17 protein-coding genes are annotated in these 18,907 nt (G+C 72.1%); 13 read left to right on the plus strand and 4 right to left on the minus strand.

The genetic code is table 11. From position 1 onward, the window contains the following. The first annotated feature begins 207 nt into the window (after positions 1-207). From ACF1AL_RS27890 to ACF1AL_RS27905, 4 genes are all read left to right on the plus strand, one after another. Positions 208-1,398: an LCP family protein gene (locus tag ACF1AL_RS27890; protein WP_391704629.1), complete on the plus strand. Its 1,191-nt coding sequence runs from the start codon at positions 208-210 to the stop codon at positions 1,396-1,398. A gap of 239 nt (positions 1,399-1,637) precedes the next feature. Continuing rightward, on the plus strand, positions 1,638-3,416 hold the full coding sequence (locus tag ACF1AL_RS27895; RefSeq protein WP_391660839.1) for an LCP family protein: 1,779 nt from the start codon (positions 1,638-1,640) through the stop codon (positions 3,414-3,416). Between the two features lie 220 nt (positions 3,417-3,636). Further along, the gene (locus ACF1AL_RS27900) at positions 3,637-5,223 is read left to right on the plus strand and encodes an LCP family protein (protein WP_391828136.1); all 1,587 of its coding nucleotides are present in this window, start codon (positions 3,637-3,639) and stop codon (positions 5,221-5,223) included. Between the two features lie 134 nt (positions 5,224-5,357). Beyond that, positions 5,358-6,983, plus strand: a complete 1,626-nt coding sequence (locus ACF1AL_RS27905; RefSeq protein WP_391827958.1) for an LCP family protein — start codon at positions 5,358-5,360, stop codon at positions 6,981-6,983. Between the two features lie 24 nt (positions 6,984-7,007). Here the strand turns inward: ACF1AL_RS27905 and ACF1AL_RS27910 are convergent, their stop codons facing one another. Next, positions 7,008-8,066 carry a glycosyltransferase family 2 protein gene (locus ACF1AL_RS27910; protein ID WP_386417043.1) on the minus strand — a complete coding sequence of 353 codons (1,059 nt, stop codon included), beginning with the start codon at positions 8,064-8,066 and terminating at the stop codon, positions 7,008-7,010. A gap of 229 nt (positions 8,067-8,295) precedes the next feature. Here ACF1AL_RS27910 and ACF1AL_RS27915 point away from each other — a divergent pair, with 229 nt between their 5' ends. Together ACF1AL_RS27915 and ACF1AL_RS27920 are read left to right on the plus strand one after the other, a co-directional pair. Continuing rightward, the gene (locus ACF1AL_RS27915; RefSeq protein WP_366835777.1) at positions 8,296-9,660 is read left to right on the plus strand and encodes an LCP family protein; all 1,365 of its coding nucleotides are present in this window, start codon (positions 8,296-8,298) and stop codon (positions 9,658-9,660) included. Between the two features lie 146 nt (positions 9,661-9,806). Next, positions 9,807-10,166: a four-helix bundle copper-binding protein gene (locus ACF1AL_RS27920; RefSeq protein ID WP_366835738.1), complete on the plus strand. Its 360-nt coding sequence runs from the start codon at positions 9,807-9,809 to the stop codon at positions 10,164-10,166. Between the two features lie 75 nt (positions 10,167-10,241). Here ACF1AL_RS27920 and ACF1AL_RS27925 read toward each other — a convergent pair whose 3' ends face one another. Beyond that, positions 10,242-11,534: an LCP family protein gene (locus tag ACF1AL_RS27925; protein WP_366835737.1), complete on the minus strand. Its 1,293-nt coding sequence runs from the start codon at positions 11,532-11,534 to the stop codon at positions 10,242-10,244. Positions 11,535-11,653: 119 nt separating this feature from the next. Between ACF1AL_RS27925 and ACF1AL_RS27930 the strand changes: the two genes are divergently transcribed. Genes ACF1AL_RS27930 through ACF1AL_RS27945 form a run of 4 tightly spaced genes read left to right on the plus strand, consistent with a single transcriptional unit; the run spans position 11,654 to position 14,514 of the window. After that, positions 11,654-12,211 (plus strand): acyl-CoA thioesterase, encoded by a 558-nt coding sequence (locus tag ACF1AL_RS27930; protein WP_366835736.1) that lies wholly within the window; start codon positions 11,654-11,656, stop codon positions 12,209-12,211. 43 nt (positions 12,212-12,254) lie between these two features. After that, complete coding sequence (locus ACF1AL_RS27935; RefSeq protein ID WP_391827960.1) at positions 12,255-13,559, plus strand: SUKH-4 family immunity protein; 1,305 nt, start codon at positions 12,255-12,257, stop codon at positions 13,557-13,559. 50 nt (positions 13,560-13,609) lie between these two features. Then, positions 13,610-14,164, plus strand: a complete 555-nt coding sequence (locus ACF1AL_RS27940; protein ID WP_391827962.1) for a hypothetical protein — start codon at positions 13,610-13,612, stop codon at positions 14,162-14,164. Between the two features lie 41 nt (positions 14,165-14,205). Continuing rightward, entirely contained in the window at positions 14,206-14,514 is a 309-nt protein-coding gene (locus ACF1AL_RS27945) for a hypothetical protein (protein ID WP_391827964.1), read from the plus strand. Between the two features lie 141 nt (positions 14,515-14,655). On the opposite strand, the gene ACF1AL_RS27950 is transcribed toward ACF1AL_RS27945, so the two are convergent. Beyond that, positions 14,656-15,813, minus strand: coding sequence for an acyl-CoA dehydrogenase (locus ACF1AL_RS27950; protein WP_391660835.1), 1,158 nt, complete (start codon positions 15,811-15,813; stop codon positions 14,656-14,658). 201 nt (positions 15,814-16,014) lie between these two features. Here ACF1AL_RS27950 and ACF1AL_RS27955 point away from each other — a divergent pair, with 201 nt between their 5' ends. Further along, a complete protein-coding gene (locus ACF1AL_RS27955; RefSeq protein WP_391827966.1) occupies positions 16,015-17,358 on the plus strand; it encodes a UDP-glucose dehydrogenase family protein in 1,344 nt (447 codons plus the stop codon). A 115-nt stretch (positions 17,359-17,473) separates the two neighbouring features. Here ACF1AL_RS27955 and ACF1AL_RS27960 read toward each other — a convergent pair whose 3' ends face one another. Then, positions 17,474-17,980, minus strand: a complete 507-nt coding sequence (locus ACF1AL_RS27960; RefSeq protein ID WP_391827968.1) for a CGNR zinc finger domain-containing protein — start codon at positions 17,978-17,980, stop codon at positions 17,474-17,476. Positions 17,981-18,105: 125 nt separating this feature from the next. On the opposite strand from ACF1AL_RS27960, the gene ACF1AL_RS27965 reads away from it, so the two are divergent. Both ACF1AL_RS27965 and ACF1AL_RS27970 read left to right on the plus strand, forming a co-directional pair. Continuing rightward, on the plus strand, positions 18,106-18,465 hold the full coding sequence (locus tag ACF1AL_RS27965) for a VOC family protein (protein ID WP_386417054.1): 360 nt from the start codon (positions 18,106-18,108) through the stop codon (positions 18,463-18,465). Between the two features lie 24 nt (positions 18,466-18,489). Further along, on the plus strand, positions 18,490-18,879 hold the full coding sequence (locus tag ACF1AL_RS27970) for a VOC family protein (protein WP_384212855.1): 390 nt from the start codon (positions 18,490-18,492) through the stop codon (positions 18,877-18,879). The last annotated feature ends 28 nt before the right edge of the window (positions 18,880-18,907 follow it).

Genomic DNA, 18,907 nt, shown 5'->3' on the forward strand with positions numbered 1-18,907 from the left:
GCGGGACTGCGACCCCCCAGGGGCGCGGGGAACTGCGCGACCAGCCGCCCGCCCTGCCGCGGGTGAAAGACGGCCCTCGCCCCCCGTCCTCCCCGCCCTCGGACAGAGAGAACCCCCCGTTCGGCCCAGCAACCCCCGCCCCCGCGGCAGCGGACGCGGCATCGTCGTAAGGGCAGGTCGTTTTCGGCACGAGGGGGTGGCGCGGGCGTGACGGAGTCCATACGGGGCAGCGGTCCCCCGGCCGGCGCGTCCGCCACCGGAGGTGGACTGCGGCGCCGGCGCCGGCGCCGGTGGTCCGTGCGTGCCGGCGCCGCCCTCACCGTGCTGCTGCTCGCCGCCGCCGGCACCGGCGTCCTGCTGTACGCCAAGCTCGACGGGAACATCACCGCCGACGAGGCCGCCGCACGCGAGCTGGCCCGGTACGAGAAGGAGCGCCCCACCGCGCTCACCAAGGACGCGCAGAACATCCTGCTCATCGGCTCCGACTCGCGCGCCGACGACAACGCCCGCTACGGCCGCGACTCGGGCACCGAGCGCTCCGACACCACGATCCTGCTGCACCTGTCCACCGGCCGGCACAGTGCGACCGCCGTCTCGCTCCCCCGCGACCTGATGGTCGACGTCCCCGCCTGTCTGCGCCGGGACGGCACCCGTGGCGAGCCGATGTTCGCGATGTTCAACCACGCCTTCGAGGTGGGCGGTTCGGCCTGCACGATCCGCACGGTGGAGAAGCTGACCGGCATCCGCGTCGACCACCACGTCGTGGTCGACTTCAGCGGTTTCAAGGAGATGGTGGACGCCGTCGACGGCGTCGAGATCTGCCTGGCGCACCCCGTCGACGACAAGGACGCCCACCTGCGCCTGCCCGCGGGCCGGGTCACGCTCGACGGCGAGCAGGCCCTCGGCTACGTCCGCGCCCGCAAGTCGCTCGGCGACGGCAGCGACACCGACCGGATGGAGCGCCAGCAACGGTTCCTCGCGGCGCTGGTCAACAAGGTGCGCGGCAACGACGTACTGCTGAATCCGGTGAAGCTCTATCCCGTGCTGGACGCGGCGACCTCGTCGCTCACCACGGACCCGGAACTTGCGCATTTGCGCGGTTTGTACCAGCTCGTTCGGGGACTGCGCGATATCCCCACCGAACACGTCCAATTCATGACCGTTCCCCGGGAGTCGTACGTTTACAACGCCAATCGCGACCAGCTCGTGGAGCCGGAGGCGGAAAGACTGTTCGACCTGCTGCGCGCGGACAGGCCGGTGAAAGTCACCGACAAGCCCGCGGGCGGCTACGGGCCGTACGGGTCCGGTGACGGAAAGACGTCCGACGCCGCAGGTGCCTCCGCCTCCCCGGACCCCGCATTCCGCGGTAACACTGCCGCCGAGAACACCTGCGAGTAAAGCAATCGCCAAGCCGGCGAACGCGTGTTCCGGGAAATGAGGCAATTGCCCGGTTGTAGGGACGTGGAATTTGTCACCGCCGTCGCCCGATCTCCGACCGGGCGGATAGTGTGAGCGATCCGGTGCACCCGATCACGAAGTCCATCCCTGGGGTCGTGCAGGTCGTGCATCGTGAGACCTAGACCGGAGCGCCTGGAGGGGAAGGCGCGGCGTGGCCCCGACGGAGGATTCGGACAACCGTGGACGCGCAAGGCCGTGGGCGGGCGGAGAACATCGATCCCGCAGACCAGTGGGTGCTCAATCCGAACACCGGCGAATACGAACTGCGACTGACTCCTTCCGCACCGCAGTCGGCGGTCCCCTCCCCGCGCAGAGCACCCCGCGCCGCGGGAGCGGGCCGTGCGGCGGAGGGCACGGCGCGCACCGGCACCCGCACGCCCGCGCCCGCGCGGGAGAGGGGCGCACCGGAGCCCGGCGCGCCGGGACGTGACGTCCCGTCACCTCGGCGGCGGCGCAACGCTCCCCCGGAGCCGGCTCCGGGCCGTCGTGGCCGGCGTCCGGCGAAGAAGAAGTCGAAGGCGAAGAAGGCCCTGATCTGGACCGGCGGGACCATGGCGTTCCTGCTGGTCGTCGTGGGCACCGCGGGCTATCTGTTCCTCAAGCACCTCGAGGGGAACGTCAGCACGACGGACGTCGGCGACGCCGGGTCGAAGGGCTTCAGCAAGGACGAGGCCTTCAACATCCTGATCATCGGCACGGACAAGCGCACCGGCAAGGGCAACGAGGGCTACGGCGACAAGGGCAGCGTCGGTCACGCCGACACCAACATCCTGCTGCACGTGGCCAAGGACCGGACCAACGCGACCGCGATGAGCATCCCGCGCGACATGATCGTCGACGTGCCGGACTGCCCGACGAAGCAGCCCGACGGCTCGGAGAAGGTCATCGCCGGCACGGACAACGTCCGTTTCAACACCAGCCTCGGCCAGGACGGCCGCGACCCCGGCTGCACCATGCGCACGGTGGAGTCCGTCACCGGCATCCACGTCGACCACTTCATGATGGCGGACTTCAACGCCGTCAAGACGCTGTCGAGCGCGGTCGGCGGTGTGGACGTGTGCCTCAAGCACGCCGTGGACGACCCCAAGTCGCATCTGAAGCTGCCCGCGGGCGAGAGCAAGATCGAGGGCGAGCAGGCCCTCGCCTTCGTCCGCACCCGGCACAGCTTCGGCAACGCGGGCGACCTGGACCGCATCAAGGTGCAGCAGCAGTTCCTCGGCTCGCTGGCCCGCAAGATGTCCTCCAGCGACACGCTGACGAACCCGACCAAGCTCTACAAGCTGGCGAACGCGGCCACCAAGGCGCTCACCGTCGACACCGGCATCGGCGACGTGTCCACCCTCAAGGACGTCGCGCTGGAGCTGAAGAAGGTCCCCACGAAGAACATCACCTTCCTCACCCTCCCGGTGATCGACAACCCCGCCGAGAAGAAGGTCCACGCGACGGTGATCCCGGACCCGAACCTTTCGCCCGGGGTCTTCGACGCCATCAAGAACGACGTGTCCTTCACCGAGGTGAAGCAGAAGGAGAAGGCCGCCAAGGACGCCGAGGCGGCCCGGCTCAAGGGCCCGCAGTCCGCGGCGTCCGAGGTGCGGGTGCGCATCCTCAACGGCGGCGCGAAGGCCGGCTCGGCCTCGCAGACCCTGAGCTGGCTGCAGAACGACGAGGGCGTGCTGAAGTCGGAGAACGCCGGCAACGCACCGGCCGAGGCGGCGAAGACGACGCTGGAGTACGCCCCCGACCAGGCCGCGCAGGCGCGCAAGCTGGCCGCGCTGATGGGCCTGCCGGGCTCGGCGCTCAAGCCGGGCAAGAGCGTCACCAACGCACAGGGGCTGCCCACGATGACGCTGACCCTGGGCAAGGACTTCAAGGGGGCGGGGGTGTCCCTGACCGCGCCGGTGAAGGCGCCGACGGTGAACAACCAGTCCACGGCGGACAAGGTGCAGTGCGCGAGCTGACGCCGATCCCGGCGAGTTGAGCGCAGCAGGGCCACCGAACGGGCCTGTCGTACGTCTAACAAGGCGAGACGACAGGCCCGTTCGACTGACCGGACGGGGGGACGGGGCCGTCCGGGCGACCGGACGGGGTGACAGACCCGTCCGGTGACCGACGAGGGTGGGGAGGGCAGCCGTGGCGCGCAGCACCGTCCGGGGGGAGGTGCCCGGGGTCGAGGACACGATGTCCCTGACGCCGCGGGCCGGTGCCGGGCGGAACGGCTCCGGCACCGGCCATGGGGGCGGCGGCCGTGGTGCGGACCGCAGGCGGCGCAGACGGCGCGTGCTGCGCTGGTCGGCGATCGTGCTGGCGGTGGCGATACTGGGCACGGCCTGCGCCGGTTACCTCTACTACGAGCACCTGAACGGCAACCTCCGCAGCGGTGAGCGCGACAGCGGCGACTCCAAGGCGCGCAAGGCCGAGCCGAACGCCGCCGGGCAGACCCCGCTGAACATCCTGCTGATCGGCTCCGACAGCCGCAACAGCGCCGAGAACGTCGCGCTCGGCGGCAGCCGGGACAACCGGGGCAACCCGCCGCTGGGCGACGTGCAGATGCTGATCCATCTCTCCGCCGACCGCGAGAGCGCGTCCGTGGTGAGCATTCCGCGCGACACCCGCGTCCCGATCCCCCGGTGCACCGACCCCAAGACCGGCGAGACGTTCCCGGCGACGACGAACAGGATCATCAACGAGTCGCTGGCCCGCGGCGGCCCCGGCTGCACGCTCGCCACCTGGCAGAACCTCACCGGGGTCTACATCGACCACTGGATGATGATCGACTTCGCCGGTGTGGTGCGCATGGCGGACGCCATCGGCGGCGTCGAGGTGTGCGTCAACCAGAACGTGTGGGACCGTCCGCTGCCCGCCCAGAAGGGCGGCTCGGGGCTGAAGCTGACGGCCGGCCGGCACGAGGTGAAGGGCGAGCAGGCGCTGCAGTGGCTGCGCACCCGGCACGCCTGGGGCAGCGACCCGCTGCGCGCCCGCGCCCAGCACATGTACATGAACTCGATGATCCGCACGCTGCGCGGGCAGAACGTCTTCACCGACACCGGCCGGCTGATGGACCTGGCCGAGGCGGCGACCAAGTCGCTGCAGGTGTCGGAGGAGATCGGCACGGTGAAGAAGCTGTACGACCTCGGCATGCAGCTGAAGACGGTGCCGCCGGACCGCATCACCATGACGACGCTGCCGACGGTGGAGGACTCGCAGAACTCCGACCACCTCGTCCCGGCCGGGGCCCGGGCCGACCGGATCTGGCGGATGGTCCGCGAGGACGTGCCCTTCGACGACAAGGGCGGGCCGGGCGCCGCCCGCAAGCCCGCGCCGCAGCCGGCCTCGTCCGACCCGGCCGCGCCCGACGCGCGGATCGGGGTCGTCGTGCGCAACGGCACCCGTGGGGACGGGCAGGCCGCCGTGCCGGGCCGGGCCGGTACGATCGCGCAGGCGCTGGTGGGCAAGGGCTTCGCCCGGGCGTCGAAGGACACCGCGGCGCCGGTCGCCGAGCCGGCCACCGAGGTCCGCTTCCCGAGCGCCGACCTGGAGGGCGACGCCCAGCGGGTCGCCAAGGCGCTGGGGATCCCGCCGGCGTCGGTGAAGAAGTCCGCCGAGGTCTCCGGCGTCACCGTCGTCGTCGGCGCGGACTGGCGCACCGGCACGGCGTATCCGGTGCAGGCGCCGCCTCGGGCCGGTGACCTGCCCGCGGACGCCGACGCGCTCAGCGGCTCCGACAGCGGTCGGTGCATGGACGTGTACAAGCCGTACCGCTGGTAGCGGGCGGCTGCGCCGCCGGTCCTGAGGCCGCCGGCGACACACAGAGAACTCTTACCCGGCTGCACGAAGATGGCGCAGCGAACCGGCCGAGGGGGGCCGGCCGGGGCAGGGTCCAGGGGTGGGGAGGACGGGAAGTGACGCGACACGACGGGCCGGGGGACGGCACGCTCACCGAGATACGCCACAGACGGCGGCCGGGACGGGAGGACGGCCCCGCGGGGCCGGAGCCGGCCGTGCCGCCGGGCGGGGAGGGCGGCGCACCGCCGCGCCGCCGCCGGCGCCGGGTGCTGCGCTGGACGGCGACGGCGCTCGCGCTGCTGGTGCTGGGCGCGGCGGGCACCGGCTACCTCTACTACCGGCATCTCAACGGCAACATCAAGAAGGACGACCTCAACCTCGGTGACGCCAAGGACATGGCGCCCGCGCCGACGGCGAACGCGGCCGGGCAGAAGCCGCTGAACATCCTGCTGATCGGCTCGGACGCGCGGGACACCAAGGAGAACCAGGACCTGGGCGGGGCGAAGGAGACGTTCGGCGGCGTCCCGCTGGCGGACGTCCAGATGCTCGTCCACGTCTCCGCCGACCGGTCCAACATGTCGGTCGTCAGCATGCCGCGCGACACGCTGCTGCAGCTGCCCAAGTGCACCGACCCCGACGACGGCACGGTGTACCCGGCCACGACCGGCCGGGTGATGACGAACACCTCCCTCGGCCGGGGCGGTCCGGGCTGCACGGTGGCGACGTGGGAGAAGCTCACCGACATCCACATCGACCACTTCATGATGATCGACTTCTCGGGTGTGGTGTCGATGGCGGACGCCATCGGCGGTGTCCCGGTGTGCGTGGACGCCAACATCTACTCGCACACCTCGGACGGCCACGGCTCGGGCCTGAAGCTCCCCGAGGGCACCACCCCGGTCAAGGGCAAGCAGGCCCTGCAGTGGCTGCGCACCCGCTACGGCTTCGAGGACGGCAGCGACCTGGCCCGTGCCAAGGCGCAGCACATGTACATGAACGCGATGGTGCGTCAGCTGCGGCAGAACGCCACGCTCAGCAACCCGGGCGGGCTGCGTGCCCTCGCCGAGGCGGCCACGAAGGCCATCACGGTCGACAAGGGCCTGGGCACCATCAAGAAGATGTACGACCTGGGGGTGGAGCTGAAGAAGGTGCCCACCGACCGGATCACGATGACGACGATGCCGAACCGCTATGTCGGTGCCCGGGTGGAGCCCACCGAGGACGCCGCGAAGCTGTTCCGCATGGTCCGCGACGACGTGGCGCTGGACGGCAAGGACACCAAGAAGCCCGCCGCCACGCCCAGCGCCTCCGCACCGGCCGACCAAGCGGCGCCGGACGCCGAGATCGCCGTACGGGTGGAGAACGGCACCCGTACCGACAGCCTCGCCGCCGCGCGCGGCCGGGCGGGCACCGTGGCCGGGCTGCTGCGCGACAAGGGCTTCGCGCAGGCCGTGGCGGACCCCTCGGCGGCCACGGCCGAGGCGGTCACGGTCGTGCGCTACCCGAGCGCCGACCTGGAGGGCGACGCGCGCCGCGTCGCGCAGGCGCTGGGCCTGCCGGCGGGCGCGGTGCAGAAGTCCACGGACGTCTCCGGCGTCACCCTCGTGGTGGGCGCGGACTGGCGCAGCGGGACGGCGTACCAGGTGCCGAAGGACGACGGGAAGACGCCGGAGTCGGCGCAGGCGATGAACGCCTCCGACGACAGCCAGTGCATGCACGTGAACCCGGCCTTCACCTGGTGAGGCCGGGTCCGGTCGGGCCGTGGGTCAGGCCGGCTCGTGCGGCTGCTCGGCGGTGCGCGCACCGCTGAGCACGGCCGGGCGGCGGGAGGCGATGACCCGCTTCGCCAGCGACTTGGGGCTGGTCAGGAAGCCCCAGCCCCAGGACATGTGCATGGTGGCCAGCGCGAGAGGGATCTGCAGCCGCGCCTTGAGCGGCAGCCCCTTGCCGGCGGGCAGCGACCCGGCGGTGATGGCCGCGAGGTAGCCGGCCGGGACGACGAAGCCCCACGGCGTCAGCACGGCGCCGACGACGATGCCGGCGGCGATGGCGCACACCGCCGTCGGCGGGGCGAGGTAGCGCAGGTTGATGGAGCCGGCGTGGTAGCGGGCGACGACGTGCCGCCAACGGCCGTAGTCCTTGTACTGCTTGGCGAGCGCGCGCACGCTGGGCCGGGGCCGGTAGGACACCCGCAGTTCGGGCGAGAACCAGATCAGGCCGCCCGCCTCACGGATGCGGAAGTTCAGCTCCCAGTCCTGGGCGCGGATGAACTCCTCGTTGTAGCCGCCCTGTTGCTCCAGCGCCTCGCGGCGGAACACCCCGAGGTAGACGGTCTCGGCGGGGCCGGCCTGGCCGCCCGTGTGGAAGGCGGCGTTGCCGACGCCGATCTTCGAGGTCATCGCGGCGGCGACGGCGTGCTCCCAGTCGTTCTCGCCCTCGGCGTGCATGATGCCGCCGACGTTCTGCGCGCCGGTCTCCTCCAGCAGGCGCACGGCGGTGGCGATGTAGTTCGGCGAGAGCATGCCGTGACCGTCGACACGGACCACGATCGGGTGCCGGGAGGCCTTGATGGCCGCGTTGAGGGCGGCCGGCGTGCGCCCGGTCGGGTTGGGCACGGTGTGCACGCGCGGGTCTTCGGCGACGAGCTCGGCGGCGATCTCGTCCGTGCGGTCCGTGGAGGGACCGAGGGCGATGACGACCTCCATCTCGCCGGCGTACTCCTGCGCGAGGATCGCTTGGACGGCTCCGCGCAGGTGCCGCTCCTCGTTGAGGACGGGCATGATCACGGACACGGCGGGGAGCTGCACGTCGGACTTGGCGTTCATCGGTGCTCACGTTACCGCGAACGGGGGACACCTTTGCGCGCCGCGTGAGCCGGTCGCCGGGCAGCAGATCGTATGGACCTACCGTGCTCACGGATCCCGCGTACGGCCTCGTCCGGAGGTGTCCTTCTTGTCCACGCCGCCCCGCTCCGCCCCGTCCCGGCCGCAGCGCCGCCCGCAGCCGCCCCGCGCGCCCCGGCAGCCTCCCGCGCGCCGCAGGCCGCGCTGGGCCATGCGGGCGGTGACGACGCTGTCCGTGGTCGTCCTCGCCTCCGCGGGGATCGGGCACGCGGTGATCTCCAGCCTGGACGCGGACATCGCGCGGGTCGACCCCTTCAAGGACATGAAGAACCGGCCCCGCGCGGGCCACGGCATGAACGTCCTGCTGGTCGGCACCGACGGGCGCGACAAGATCACCCCTGAGGAGCGCAAGAAGTACCACCTCGGCGGCGCGCCCTGCCACTGCACCGACACGATCATGATCGTGCACATCTCGGCGGACCGGGACCGGGCCAGCGTGGTCAGCCTGCCGCGCGACTCCTACGCCGAGACGCCCGCGCACACCGACGCCATCACCGGTCAGCGGCACGCCGGGCACCCGATCAAGCTGAACGCCGCGTACGCGGAGGGCGGGCCGCAGCTGACCGTGCGCACGGTCGAGCAGATGACCCATGTGAAGATCGACCACTATCTGGAGGTCGACTTCACCAGCTTCATGAAGACCGTCGACGAGCTCGGCGGGGTGCGGATCTGCACCGCCGAGCCGCTGAAGGACTCCTACACCGGCCTCGACCTGCCGGCCGGCAACCACACCCTCACCGGCGGCGAGGCCCTGCAGTACGTGCGCTCCCGGCACATCGACGGCGCCTCCGACCTCGGCCGGATGAAGCGCCAGCAGCGTTTCCTGGCCGCGCTGGTGGACCGGGCCACGTCCTCCGGGGTGCTGCTGAACCCGCTGAGGTTCCGCGACGTCATCCGCGCGGTGCTCGGCTCGGTGCGGGCGGACACCGGCTTCGGCGCGGACGAGCTGCTCGACCTGGGCCGGGCGATGCGCACGTTCTCGCCGTCCTCCTCGGAGTTCACGACGGTGCCCATCGGGCAGATGGGCTACGCGGTCAAGGGCATCGGCTCCACGGTGAAGTGGGACCAGGCGAAGGCGGCGCAGCTGTTCGAGGCGCTGCGCGAGGACAAGCCGCTCGCCGCGCACCGGCCGCGCGGGACCGCGCCGGTGCGGGTCGAGGTGCCGCCGGCGCAGATCCGGGTGCAGGTCGAGAACGGCACCCCCACGGCCGGCCTCGGGCGCCGCGTCGACGCCGCCCTCGCCGCGGCCGGCTTCCGCACCACCGGCAGCCCCCTCAACGCCGCCGGCCCCGCCGCGGCCCGCACGGTCGTCCTCTACGACCCGCGCTGGGACCGCTCGGCCCGCTCCCTGGCCGCCGCGCTGCCCGGCAGCGAGCTGCGCCCGGTGCCCGGCCAGGGCCCGCTGCTGAAGGTGGTCGCCGGCACGGACTTCCGCCAGGTGCGCACGGTCCGCGCCGAGGAGCCGGACCGGCCGGAGTCGGCGGTGGTGCGGGGCAACGAGGTCGGGTGCGCGTGAGGCACCGCCGCGGGGAGTCGTCGTCGCGGGAGCCGTCGCCGCAGTCGTAGGGACCTCCGATGGACGTGGGCCCGTGGGGAGGCGTACGACGGAAGGGCACGCAACGGGGCCCGCCCCCGGGCCCCTCGAACCCCCAAGGAGGAGCCATGACCCAGTCCGCCGCGACCCCCATGAGCAAGGAGATGCAGGACTGCGTGGAGGCGTGCATGTCCTGCCACAGCATGTGCGAGGAGACGATGAGCTCCTGCCTGCAGATGGGCGGCCAGGCCCAGATGCAGATCATGCGCGCGCTGATGGACTGCTCGGAGATGACCCGGATGTGCGCCGACATGATGATGCGGCGCTCGCCGCTGTCGACGGAGATGTGCGCGATGTGCGCCCGCGCCTGCGACATGTGTGCCGAGGCGTGTATGAGCATGCCGGACGACCCGCAGATGATGCGCTGCGCGGAGACCTGCCGCCGCTGCGCCGACATGTGCCGCACCATGGCCGGAGCCACGATGTGACACCCCCCGTCCCCGCGACCTCAGGGCGCCCCGCGCGGGGCGCCCTGTGCCGTCGGGCCGAGGCCGTCGGGCGGGTCAGTTGCCGGTGACGGTGACCTTCTCGTCGTTGTTGAGCTCCTTGACCAGGGTCTTCACCTTGGCCTTGTCCCAGACGAGGTTGCCGCCGCGGGAGCCCGAGATGGGCATGTTCATGGAGGTGCCGTCGCCGCCGTTGACGCCCTTCATCGCGAAGAACATCGAGCCCAGGTCGTACAGGCCCATGTCCTTGTCGACGATCAGGGAGTCCAGGCCCGCGCCCATCGTCGGATAGAACTTGAAGGGGTTCAGCACCGTGCCGGGCGTGGCCACCTGGTGGGCCAGGGCGGCGAGGAACTTCTGCTGGTTCTTCGTGCGCTCCAGGTCGGAGGCGGCGAAGGCGTGCCGGGTGCGGACGAAGGCGAGGGCCTGCTCGCCGTCGAGGGTCTGCTTGCCGGCCTGGAAGTCGGCGCCGGAGTACTTGTCCTTGAACGGCTTGTCGATGGTGATCTCGACCCCGCCGACCGCGTCGACGATGTTCGCGAAGCCGGCGAAGCCGATCTCCACGTAGTGGTCGATGTGCAGGCCGGTGTTGTACTCCACGGTGCGCACCAGCAGCTCCGGGCCGTCCTCGGCGTAGGCGGCGTTGAGCTTGGTGTGGCGGCCGGTGGCCGGGTAGGTCTTGCCGGACTCGGAGCCCTTGTACGAGGGGATCTCCACGTCGGAGTCGCGCGGCAGCGAGATCAGCGTGTCGCCGTTGCCGCCGACGTGCAGGATCATCATCGAGTCCGTGCGCTTGCCCTCGGCGGAGCCGGTGTGGAGCTTCTTCTTCTCCTCCTTGGACATGCCCTCACGGCTGTCCGAGCCGACGATCAGGTAGTTCGTGCCCTCGCCGGACGCGGGCCGGTCGATGACCTTCGACAGGTCGACCTCGCGGCGCAGCTTGGAGTCGGCCCAGAAGTAGGTGCCGACGGTGGTGACGACCAGCACGGTGGCGACGGTGATCGACGTCCACTTGATACGGCGCCGCCAGTTCGGCGCGGGACGCGGGCCGCGGCCGGCCGGGCCGCCGGGGCCGTGGCCGCCGGGGGTGCCGTAGACCTGGCCGGTGTTGTAGCCGGAGTCGTAGCCGCCGTCGTAACCGCCGGGGACCTCGCCGCCGTCGACGTACGACGGCTGCTGCGGGACCCCGCCGTACTGCGGGGCCGACGGGCCGGGGCCCGGGCGGGCGCCCGGGGCGGGCCGGCGTACCTGTCGCATGACGCGGGCGCCTTCCGGCTGCGCGCCGGTGCTGCCGCGTCCGTAGCGGGTGCCGCGGTTGTCGTCGGACCATCCCTCGGGCCAGTCATTCATGCGCCCCAGTGTGCCGGTCGCGGCGGTGTGCCTTACAAGGGCCGTCGGAAAATAAGGGCACGCCTGTTGCGAAGCTGACACAAATTACCCGGATGTCAGTTCGGCATAGGGTGGATGGCATGACAGATCAGGCCCCCGCCGCAGAAGCGGACACTCCGGAGATCCCGGGCAAGCCGACGTCGGCGTCCCGCACCACGCTGAGCCACATCATGACCCACAACGACACCAACCTGCTGGGCACGGTGCACGGCGGTGTGATCATGAAACTGGTCGACGACGCCGCGGGCGCGGTGGCCGGGCGGCACTCGGGCGGGCCCGCGGTCACCGCGTCCATGGACGAGATGGCGTTCCTGGAGCCGGTCCGCGTCGGTGACCTGGTCCACGTCAAGGCGCAGGTCAACTGGACCGGGCGCACCTCGATGGAGGTCGGTGTCCGGGTGCTCGCCGAGCGCTGGAACGAGTCCACGCCGCCCACCCAGGTCGGCTCGGCCTACCTGGTGTTCGCCGCGGTCGACGCCGACGGCAAGCCCCGCATGGTGCCGCCGGTGCTGCCGGAGACGGAACAGGACAAGCGCCGCTACCAGGAGGCCCAGATCCGCCGCACCCACCGCCTGGCCCGCCGCCGCGCGATCATGGAACTGCGCGAGCGCCGGGCCGCGGAGGGCTTCGAGGACTGAGGTCCGGCGCCCGGCTGTCGGTGGGGGCTGCCAGCATGGCCTCGTGAACAATGATCTTGACGAGGTCCTGGCCGATCCCGCACGGCTGCCGAGCGCCGACCGTGCCGCCCTGCGCGCCCACCTGACCGACGCGGCGGGCGGAGTCGGGGGCGAAATCTTCCTGCAGGCCGAGGCGATCTTCGGCGGCGCCGAGGTGACGACCGCGGAGTTCGCCTCCTGGCTGCACTTCGCGGCGAAGGCGACCGGTCACGACGAGTACGCCGGCCGGATCGCGGCGGCCGTCCCCGGCATGCCGTGGCGGACGGTGTGGGCGTGGTGGCGGCCGGCCCGCTGGTTCCCGGCCCACCCGAGCCTGAACGGCGACTACTTCCAGGTCCGCCGCTGTTTGGACGGGAAGCGGGAGCTGGTCGAGGTCACCGACCAGCGCGGCCCTCTCTGGCTCGACGCCGCGACCGGCGACCGGGTGACGGGCGTGGACGAGGCGGCGCTGACGGACGCGCCGGACGGGCCCGGGGCCGCCGGGGCGCCCCCGCTGTACGACCTCGACCTGTTCCTGCCGGAGGAGTGGGAGGGTGCCGTGGCCTTCGCCGGCGACGGCGGCCGGACCCGGTATCTCGTCGAGAGCGTGCACGGCATAGCCGTCGTCGAGACGGACGCCGGCGTGCTGCGGGACTGGCCGCGCGGCGAGGGCCTCGACCCCACGTCGGCGGAGGAACCGCCGCCGGGACCGGCCCCCGCCGTGCGGCGGCCGACGGGTCCGCTGACCGCGGCCCGGGTCGACGACGCGTTCGGCGGCGCGCGGCACGTGGTGCGCCTCGCCGAGGGCGACCTGCCCGAGGGGCTCACCCACGCGGGCAGCAGGCGGTACCTGCGGGAGGTCGGCCTGCCCGCCTGGTGGGTGTGCCACGGCGCGCAGTACGAGACCCGCCCGCTCGACGCCCTGCGTCCCCCGGCGGAGGGTGCCCTGCCGGCGTCGGCCCTGCCCGAGGGGACGGCCGCCGGCGATCTGATCGCCTTCGGCGACACCGAGTACGGCGAGCTGTACCTCCACCGGCACGACGGCACGGTGCACATCCTCAGCCGCCTGACGCGCCGCGGCGACGAGGTGCTGGTGCCGCTCGCCCCGGACCTCGACGTCTTCACCCGCGCCCTGGAGGCCGTCGACCGCTACCGCAACGCCTGCTGGCACCCGTACCCGGTGGAGGGCGGCCAGGAGGAGGTGGCCGAGCTGTTCCTGGCGGAGCTGGCGGACCTGGCCCCGGACCTCGCCGACCCGGACACTCCGGCGGGCACGGTCTGGAGCTGGCTCTACGCCGGCATCACGGAGCTGGGAGTGGACGGCTACTGAACCGGCCGGGCCCGGTGCGGCCGGGCGGCGCCGTCTGGGATGCTCAGGTCATGATCACCAGGGAGACGGCCGAGGACCCGTACGACGACGAGCCGTGGACCGCCGCGCCCGCCACACCGGCGGAGTGGCGGTTTCTCATCGGCGAGTGGGAGGAGATCCGGCATGGTCACCACCTCGGCGACACCCGGGCCAGGGTGCTGGAGTGCGCGCGCCATCTCCGGGCGAGCGTGGCGGCCGGGGGACCCGACACCGCGCTGTGGACCTTCGGGCTGCTGCTGACGGGCCCCTACGTCCTCTACGCCCGCCCGGACGCGGCGGCCGAGGCCCGGGTCCTGGAGGCGATGGCCGAGGTGGAACGGGCGCTGGGGCAGGCGTCGTGTGCCCATGAGGCGCACCCGTGCGACGACGTGCTCCTCGACGAGGAGCTGGACAACCTCCCGGCGGTGCTGGAGATGCTGGCCGACGGGGACGCCGCCGGGCCGGCCGCCGCGCAGCTCTGGCCCGACGAGGAGGGGGCCGAGTCGTGGTTCGAGGGCCGGATGACCCGCGAGGCCTGGACCTGCCCCCGCAACCTGACCGCCTTCGCCCGAGCCTTCCCCGCCTGACCCCACCCACCTCGGCCAGGTCTTCTGCCATCGTGGCGGGCATGCCCTTCCCTCCCGAGGCCGTCCTGGTCTTCGACCGCGACGGCGAGCTGGCGGTCTTCGAGTCGTTCGCGCGCGCCGCGGACGGCCTCGAGGCGATCGATGTGGACGACGGCGAGTACGTCGCCTACGCCCCGGACGGCCGGGTGGTCGAGCTGACCGCCACCGGCCCGCAGGGCGAGGTGCACGTGGCATGGGCCGGGCGCGCCGACCCGGAGGACCTGGCGCGCCGGCTGGCCTTCTTCCAGGCCAAGCAGTCCCGGCCCGGTTTCCTGCGCAGGCTCCTCGGGCGCGGCGACGCCTCCGCCTGAACATCCGCGCCGCTGTGCACTCCTCAGGGGCGTGGGGAACTGCGCGATCAGCCCGCACCGGCCCGTGGGCGTGCGACAGCGCGCGGACGGCCCGGCTCCCGGGGTTCCGGGGGCCGGGCCGTGGCGTGTGGTACTGCGGAGTTATGGGAGGTTGCGGGCCATGACGATCCGCTGCACTTGGTTCGTGCCCTCATAAATCTGGGTGATCTTGGCGTCGCGCATCATGCGCTCGACCGGGTAGTCGCGGGTGTAGCCGTAGCCGCCGAGGAGCTGGACGGCGTCGGTGGTGACCTCCATGGCGACGTCGGAGGCGAAGCACTTGGCCGCGGCGCCCAGGTAGGTCAGGTCGGCGTCGCCGCGCTCGGAGGCGGCGGCGGCCTGGTAGGTCAGCGCACGCGCCGCCGAGATCTTCATGGACATGTCGGCGAGCATGAACTGGATGCCCTGGAAGTCGGCGATCGGCTTGCCGAACTGCTTGCGCTCCTGGACGTAGCCCTTGGCGTAGTCGAGGGCGCCCTGGGCGCAGCCGAGCGCCTGCGCGGCGATGGTGATGCGGGTGTGGTCGAGGGTCTTCATGGCCGTCATGAAGCCCGTGCCCTCCTCGCCGATCATGCGGTCGGCGGGGATGCGGACGTTGTCGAAGTAGACCTCGCGGGTCGGCGAGCCCTTGATGCCGAGCTTCTTCTCCGGCGCGCCGAAGGAGACGCCCTCGTCGCCCTTCTCCACGACGAACGCGGAGATGCCCTTCGAGCGCTTGGAGGGGTCGGTGACGGCCATCACCGTGTAGTACTCGGACACGCCGGCGTTGGTGATCCACCGCTTCACACCGTTGAGCACCCAGTGGTCGCCGTCGCGGACCGCGCGCGTCTTCATGCCGGCCGCGTCCGAGCCCGCCTCCGGCTCGGACAGGCAGTACGAGAACATGCCGTCGCCCTTGGCGAGCGGGGTCATGTACTTCTTCTTCAGCTCCTCGGAGCCGGAGAGGATCACCGGCAGGGAGCCCAGTTTGTTCACCGCCGGGATCAGGGAGGAGGACACGCAGACGCGGGCCACCTCCTCGATCACGATCACCGTGGCGAGCGCGTCCGCGCCCGCGCCGCCGTACTCCTCGGGCACGTGCACCGCGTGCAGGTCGTTGGCGACAAGGGCGTCCAGCGCCTCCTGCGGGAAGCGGGCCTCCTCGTCCACCGCGGCGGCGTACGGCGCGATCTTCGCCTCGGCCAGCGCACGGACGGCGTCGCGGAGCATGTCGTGCTCCTCGGACGGGCGGTACAGGTCGAAGTCAGCCGATCCGGCCAAGGTCTCTCACGCTCCAAAGACGCTGTGATACTGACGCGATACCCACGCTAATTACCGTTAAGTAACTCAAATTTTAGAGCGCCGCCCGCGCCACGGGAACGTGACCTGGGCGACAAAGGAAAAAACTGCCCGGTGAGGGCCACCACCGCGCCCCGGCTATGCTCGGCACGCGCACCGAACGACCTCGACCCGGGAGCACGCATGGCCCTCAAGATCACCGTGATCGGCACCGGTTATCTCGGCGCCACGCACGCGGCGGCCATGGCGGAACTGGGCTTCGAGGTGCTCGGCCTCGACGTCGTCCCGGAGAAGATCGAAAAGCTCCGGCGCGGTGAGGTCCCGATGTACGAGCCGGGGCTTCAGGACCTGCTGCGCAAGCACGTGGCCGGCATCGAGGGCTCCAGCGGCCGGCTGCGCTTCACCCAGGACTGGGCCGAGCTCGGCGCCTTCGGCGACGTGCACTTCCTGTGCGTGAACACCCCGCAGCGGCACGGCGAGTACGCCTGCGACATGAGCTACGTCGACTCCGCGATCGCCTCGCTCGCCCCGCACCTGCGCGGCCCCGCCCTGGTCGTCGGCAAGTCGACCGTGCCCGTGGGCTCCGCCGACCGCCTGGCGACCTACCTGGCCGAGCACGCGCCGGCCGGCGGGGACGCCGAGCTCGCCTGGAACCCGGAGTTCCTGCGCGAGGGCTTCGCCGTCGAGGACACACTGCACCCCGACCGGATCGTGGTCGGCGTACGCGGCGAGCGCGCCGAGAAGCTGCTGCGCGAGGTGTACGCCACGCCCATCGCCGAGGGCTCCCCCTTCGTCGTCACGGACTTCCCGACCGCCGAGCTGGTGAAGACCGCCGCGAACTCCTTCCTCGCCACCAAGATCTCCTTCATCAACGCCATGGCCGAGGTGTGCGAGGCCGCCGGCGGCGACGTGGCCCGGCTCGCCGAGGCGATCGGCTACGACGACCGGATCGGGCGGAAGTTCCTGCGGGCCGGCATCGGCTTCGGCGGCGGCTGCCTGCCCAAGGACATCCGGGCGTTCATGGCGCGCGCCGGCGAGCTGGGCGCCGACCAGGCGCTGACGTTCCTGCGCGAGATCGACTCGATCAACATGCGCCAGCGCGGGCAGATGGTCGAGCTGGCCCGGCAGGCCCTGGGCGGCGGGCCGTTCCTCGGCAAGCGGGTCGCGGTGCTCGGCGCGACGTTCAAGCCCGACTCCGACGACGTGCGCGACTCCCCCGCGCTGAACGTCGCCGGGCAGATCCACCTGCAGGGCGGCCAGGTCACCGTCTACGACCCGAAGGGCATGGACAACGCCCGCCGCATCTTCCCGACCCTGGGGTACGCCGGCTCCGCGCTGGAGGCGGTGCGCGGCGCGGACGTCGTGCTGCACCTCACGGAGTGGAAGGAGTTCCGGGAGCTGGACCCGGCCGAGCTCGGCGCGGTCGCGGCGGCCCGGGTGATCCTGGACGGGCGCAACGCCCTCGACCCGGAGCTGTGGCGCCGGGCGGGGTGGACGTACCGGGCGATGGGCCGCCCCACCGCGTAGCGGCACGGTCTTCCTCGCACGGTTTGCTCACGGACGGACGAAGGACGCCGGTTCGGCCGAGGCTCAGTCGGCCGAACCGGCGTCTTGTCGCATTCTGCACCACCGTGCCGCCCGCTCACGCCTCCTTCGCCCGGTAGCGCCGCATCTTCGCGCGCGCCCCGCACACCTGCATCGAGCACCAGCGGCCCCGCCCGGCCGGGCTGCGGTCGTAGTACGCCCAGTGGCAGGTGTCGGCCTCGCACGCCTTCAGCCGGGTCCAGGTGCCCGCGACCAGCGCCTCGGCGACGGCGGCGGCGATCCGGGAGAGCAGCGGCCCGCTGTCGGCGGGGGCGAGGCGGGCGGAGCCGTCGTCCGGGTCGACGGCGACGAGCAGCGGGGCGACGGCGAGCAGCTCGCCGAGCGGGGTGACCGCGCGGTGCGGCGGGTGCCCGGCGTGCGCGAGGAGCGCGGCGCGCAACGATTCGCGCAGTTCGCGCGCCCGGGGCAGGTCGTCCTCGGTGATCCCGAAGCGCGCCCGGCCCTCGGCCGCGTCCAGCGTGTCGCGACCCGACTCGATGTCGAGGGTGTTGACCAGGGACTCCACGAGGGCGAGTCCGCCCGGCGCGGTCGGTCTCTCACTCATGCTTGCGACGTTACCGCCTATGCGGCAGCATGCAGTAACCGTTACCGGTTGCCGAGGTTTGACGGTAACCCCGCCGGTTACCCGTGCGCCACGGCAACACCACCCGATACGTCGAGGAGGACGTCATGGCCGTCGCCGAACTCGGAGTCGTCGTACTGGACTGTCCCGACCCGCGCGCCCTGGCCGGCTTCTACGCCGCCGTGCTGGGCGGCAGCGTCGAGGACCAGGGCGAGTGGGTGGACCTGAAGCTGCCGGGCGGGCAGCAGCTGGCCTTCCAGGCCGCGCCCGGGTTCGTCCCACCGGCCTGGCCGTCCGCCGACCGCTCGCAGCAGTTCCACCTGGACCTGAACGTGCCCGACCTGGACGCGGCGGAGAAGGCCGTGCTGGAGCTGGGCGCGCGGCCGCTGGAGACCGAGGACCGCTCGCGCACCTTCCGGGTTTACGCCGACCCCGCCGGGCACCCGTTCTGCCTGTGCGCCTGCTGACACTTCGCTGACCAGGGAGGTCCCATGCCCCGCGTGGCCCGCTTGCGTTCCGTCGTCGTCGACTGCCCCGACCCCCGCGCGCTCGCCCGCTTCTACGCCGAGATCATCGGCGGCCGGCCCGACGACCAGGACCCCGACTGGGTCGTCCTGCCGATGGGCGACGGCCCCCGGCTGGTGTTCCAGCGGTCGGAGGGGCACACCCCGCCGGAGTGGCCGCGGTCCGACCGCAACGCGCAGCAGTTCCACCTCGACCTGGACGCCGGGTCCACCTGGGAGGAGATCGACCAGGTGGAGAAGCGGGTCCTGGGTCTGGGCGCGCGGGTGCTGCAGCGGGAGCAGTCCCCGGACGACGACTTCCGGGTCTACGCCGACCCGGCCGGGCACCCGTTCTGCCTGTGCCGGATCGAGCACTGACGGTCCCCGGGGGCAGGCCACGGCGGCC

The sequence above is a fragment of the Streptomyces sp. NPDC014801 genome (assembly GCF_043082085.1).
GTDB lineage: Bacteria > Actinomycetota > Actinomycetes > Streptomycetales > Streptomycetaceae > Streptomyces.